Here is a 3,811-nt window from a genome sequence, read left to right on the forward strand (position 1 = left end):
GCCGGCCGGGCGCGCCCGGCGTCACAGCCCCGGGCTGCCCGCCTTGTCGCCGGCCGCGGCCAGGCGCCCCCACACGCAGATCCGCCAGACTGCGCACCAACTGGTCGCGGGAAACCGGGCGTTCGCTCAGCCACCAGTCGCCGGCCGCGTACATCATGCCGACGATGCCGTGGCCCCCACGCCCCGGGCGACCTGCCGGCTGTCCGGGCCGAGGTCGAGCCGTTCGGCGATCACCTCGGCCAGGTCCTCGCCCATCCGGCGCAGCAGCGGGACCGAGTGGCGGCCGACGTCGAAGCCCTTCTCGCCGTCGGCGGCGGGGGTTTCGGCCGGGTGCATCAAGAAGCGGTAGACCTGCGGGCGGGTCTCGATCGCGGACAGATAGGCGTGCAGTGTCGCCTCGACCCGGTCCCGGCGGTCGCCGGGGGAGTCCAGCGCGGTGCGCAAGGTGGCCAGCAGCGCGTCGGTGTGCCGCTTGGCCAGCGCCCGGTACAGGCCGCTCTTGTCGCCGAAGTGCCGGTAGAGGATGGGCTTGGTGATGCCTGCCTCGGCCGCGATGGCGTTCATCGAGGCCTCGGGGCCGTCCCGCAGCACCACGCGGTCGGCGGCTTCGAGCAACTCCTGGCGCCGTCGCTCGGTGGCCGTTCGCTGGTCCTGCCGCTGGCCGGTCTCCACCCTCGCCTCCTCGGTGTTCGATTGCCGATGGTCTGCGCAACGTAACACCCCGCGGCCGCCGGACGGCCCGCCGGGCGAGGAGTTGACATTCCTTACCAGAGGGTAACAGACTGCTGTTACCGCAAGTAACCAGCACGTGGAGGGGACGATGGGCGACTTCACGCTCGATCTCAACGACGACCAGCAGTCCGTGCGCGCGTGGATCCACGGTTTCGCCGCCGATGTGATGCGTCCGGCCGCCGCCGAATGGGACGAGCGCGAGGAGACACCGTGGCCGATCATCCAGGAGGCCGCCAAGATAGGCCTGTACTCCCTGGACTTCTACGCCCAGCAGTTCTTCGACCCCACCGGGCTCGGTATCCCGATGACGATGGAGGAGCTCTTCTGGGGGGACGCGGGCATCGCGCTGTCCATCGTCGGCACCGGCCTCGCGGCCGTCGGCGTCCTGGCCAACGGCACCGAGGAGCAGATCGGCACCTGGGTCCCGCAGATGTACGGCGACGCGGACGACGTGAAACTGGCCGCCTTCTGCTCCTCGGAACCGGACGCCGGCTCCGACGTCGCCGCGATGCGCACCCGGGCCGTCCATGACGAGGCCACCGGCGAGTGGGTGCTCAACGGCACCAAGACCTGGGCCACCAACGGCGGGATCGCCAACGTGCACGTGGTCGTCGCGGTGGTCGACGCCGGACTCGGCTCCAGGGGCCACGCCTCCTTCATCGTGCCGCCGGGCACCCCGGGCCTGTCGCAGGGCCAGAAGTTCAAGAAGCACGGCATCCGCGCCTCGCACACCGCCGAGGTGGTGCTGGAGGACGTCCGGATCCCGGGCGACTGCCTGCTCGGCGGCAAGGACAAGCTGGACGAACGCCTCGCCCGGGCCCGCGAGCGCGCCACGGCCGAAGCCCGCGCCGGGGCCGACGGCGGCCGGGTGAAGAACGCGGCGATGGCCACCTTCGAAGCCTCCCGACCCGCGGTCGGCGCCATGGCGGTGGGCACCGCGCGGGCCGCCTACGAGTACGCGCTGGAGTACGCGGTCGGCCGCGAGCAGTTCGGCCGGCCGATCATCGACAACCAGGGCATCGCCTTCCAACTCGCCGACATGCGCACCCGGATCGACGCCGCCCGGCTGCTGGTCTGGCGCGCGTCCTGGATGGCCACCACCGGCAAGCCCTTCACCTCCGCCGAGGGCTCGATGTCCAAGCTCTTCGCCAGCGAGACCGCCAAGAAGGTCACCGCCCAGGCCATCCAGATCCTCGGCGGCAACGGCTACACGCGGGAGTACCCGGTCGAGCGGATGCACCGCGACAGCGCGATCTACACCATCTTCGAGGGCACCAGCGAGATCCAGCGGCTGGTGATCGCCCGCACCCTGTCCGGGCTGCCGATCCGCTGACGGCCCCGGCGCCGGTGGTGGGGCGGCCGGGCCCGCATCGCGGGACCGGCCGCCGTCCGTCCGCCGTCCCGTCCGCGATCCGCACACTCCGTAACAATCCCGGCACACCGACCGCGGTCGGCGCGCCGGGCTGCCAGGCTCGAACCCCAGGCCCGCACCGAGCAGGACCGCACCGAGGGGGACGACCCTATGCGTACACCGAGCCGCGTCACCGTCACCGTCGTCGTCTTAGCCGCCGCGGCGGCGGCCGCGCTGACCGCGTGCGATCCGGACGCCGCCGATCCGAAGAGCCCCGGCGTGTCCGTGTCGCACCCGGCAGGCTCCGCGGCCCCGGCGGTCAAACCGGTACCCGCCCTCGTCGGCAAGGGTCTGCAGACCGCCCAGGACGCGGCGCAGGCAGCCGGCTTCCACCACCTCACCAGCCACGACTCGGCCGGCCGCGACCGCCACCAGATCCTCGACCGGGACTGGAAGGTCTGCTCGCAAAAGCCGGCCGCAGGCACGAAGTCACCGGTCGACACGACGATCGACCTCGGCGCGGTCAAGCTCGACGAGTCCTGCCCGCGCACCGACCAGGCGCCGCCCGCCAAGGCGGGCCGGACGATGCCGGACTTCATCGGCAAGTCGCTGAACAGCGCGACCGCCAGCCTGCCCTCGAACACCTCGGTCGGTTCCACCGACGCCGCGGGCCACCGGGTGATCCTGCTCGCGTCCAACTGGAAGATCTGCACCCAGTCCCCGGCGGCGGGCACCCCGCTGACGGGACAGCCGGTGAAGTTCACCGCCGTCAAGTTCGGCGAGGGCTGCCCTTAGGCCGTGTCTGACAAATCCCGCCTGCCCCGCGACGCCTGGCACCCGCGCTCGCTGCGTTGTCGGGGTCGTCCGAGTAGCCCACTACGAGGGCGACCCTCCGCCTTGCGATCGCACGCACCAGACGCCGCGGGGCCCCGCCCTGCGGGCGGACGGCGCTATTTGTCAGACACGGCCTAGGACGCGGGCGGCACCGGGCGGGGGTCAGTCGTTGTCGCGGTAGCCGCGCAGGACGAACCAGGCGAGCAGCGCGCCGCCGACCACGGCGATCACGATGATGCTGCGCATCACCGGCCCGGGGCCCGCGCTGTCGCTCACCGCGAGGTTCAGCACCTGGTGGATCTGCATGGGGAACTCCTTCTGGTCCGGCCGCACCAGCCTAGACCCGGGCCCTTTCCGCCCCGCGCGGCGGGTCGGCGCCGCGATCCGGAACGGCCTCGCGTCCGGCCGGCCGAGACGTACAAAACATCTCAGACGCCACCCTATCGGTCATGGGGCCGGGGGCTCGGTCACCGGCCCCGCGGCGCGACAGGGCCCGGTCGCGAGATGACCGCGGTGTGACGGAGACGTCACACCGCCGCGCGGTCCGACCCGCCCGGGCCCTAACACGGCAGGCTCACGGTCTGGTTCAATGGGGGCATGGCCAGCACTACTGTCACCGGGACAGGTCGTCACGACCTGGAGCCCTTCTGGCCGTCCCGGCAGGAGCACCACTTCGACCGCTGGTGTTGCCGCGCGATCCCCGCGCGGACCCGCGTCGCCCGCTGACCTGCCCTTCTACGGCCACATCAGCGTCCGGTCCCGCGCAATACGTCGTCCTACGACCCTTCGCGCGAAAGAGCCGAACCCATGTCGAACATCTCGCAGTTCCAGCACCTGCCCGCTCCGGTGTCCCCCGCCCAGGCCGCCGCGGGCCGCCAGCGCCTGCGCGCGGTT

4 protein-coding genes and 1 pseudogene are annotated in these 3,811 nt (G+C 72.1%); 3 read left to right on the plus strand and 2 right to left on the minus strand.

Annotated elements, in window-relative coordinates; genetic code table 11:
- Positions 1-21: 21 nt before the first annotated feature.
- Positions 22-672, minus strand: a pseudogene (locus GA0115240_RS25630) (TetR family transcriptional regulator).
- Between the two features lie 148 nt (positions 673-820).
- Here GA0115240_RS25630 and GA0115240_RS25635 point away from each other — a divergent pair.
- Together GA0115240_RS25635 and GA0115240_RS25640 are read left to right on the plus strand one after the other, a co-directional pair.
- A complete protein-coding gene (locus GA0115240_RS25635; RefSeq protein WP_093740108.1) occupies positions 821-2,065 on the plus strand; it encodes an acyl-CoA dehydrogenase family protein in 1,245 nt (414 codons plus the stop codon).
- Positions 2,066-2,254: 189 nt separating this feature from the next.
- Positions 2,255-2,878, plus strand: a complete 624-nt coding sequence (locus GA0115240_RS25640; RefSeq protein ID WP_093740110.1) for a hypothetical protein — start codon at positions 2,255-2,257, stop codon at positions 2,876-2,878.
- Positions 2,879-3,079: 201 nt separating this feature from the next.
- On the opposite strand, the gene GA0115240_RS37230 is transcribed toward GA0115240_RS25640, so the two are convergent.
- Positions 3,080-3,223, minus strand: coding sequence for a hypothetical protein (locus tag GA0115240_RS37230; protein ID WP_176725169.1), 144 nt, complete (start codon positions 3,221-3,223; stop codon positions 3,080-3,082).
- Between the two features lie 291 nt (positions 3,224-3,514).
- Here GA0115240_RS37230 and GA0115240_RS38620 point away from each other — a divergent pair, with 291 nt between their 5' ends.
- Positions 3,515-3,643, plus strand: coding sequence for a hypothetical protein (locus tag GA0115240_RS38620; protein ID WP_256069977.1), 129 nt, complete (start codon positions 3,515-3,517; stop codon positions 3,641-3,643).
- The last annotated feature ends 168 nt before the right edge of the window (positions 3,644-3,811 follow it).

The sequence above is a fragment of the Streptomyces sp. DvalAA-14 genome, from assembly GCF_900091855.1.
Taxonomy (GTDB): domain Bacteria; phylum Actinomycetota; class Actinomycetes; order Streptomycetales; family Streptomycetaceae; genus Actinacidiphila.

Bases quoted from the DNA above. Each gene is read 5' to 3' on its own strand.
- GA0115240_RS37230 (WP_176725169.1), bottom strand. From the start codon at position 3,223: ATGCAGATCCACCAGGTGCTGAACCTCGCGGTGAGCGACAGCGCGGGC.
- GA0115240_RS38620 (WP_256069977.1), top strand. From the start codon at position 3,515: ATGGCCAGCACTACTGTCACCGGGACAGGTCGTCACGACCTGGAGCCC.
- GA0115240_RS25640 (WP_093740110.1), top strand. From the start codon at position 2,255: ATGCGTACACCGAGCCGCGTCACCGTCACCGTCGTCGTCTTAGCCGCC.
- GA0115240_RS25635 (WP_093740108.1), top strand. From the start codon at position 821: ATGGGCGACTTCACGCTCGATCTCAACGACGACCAGCAGTCCGTGCGC.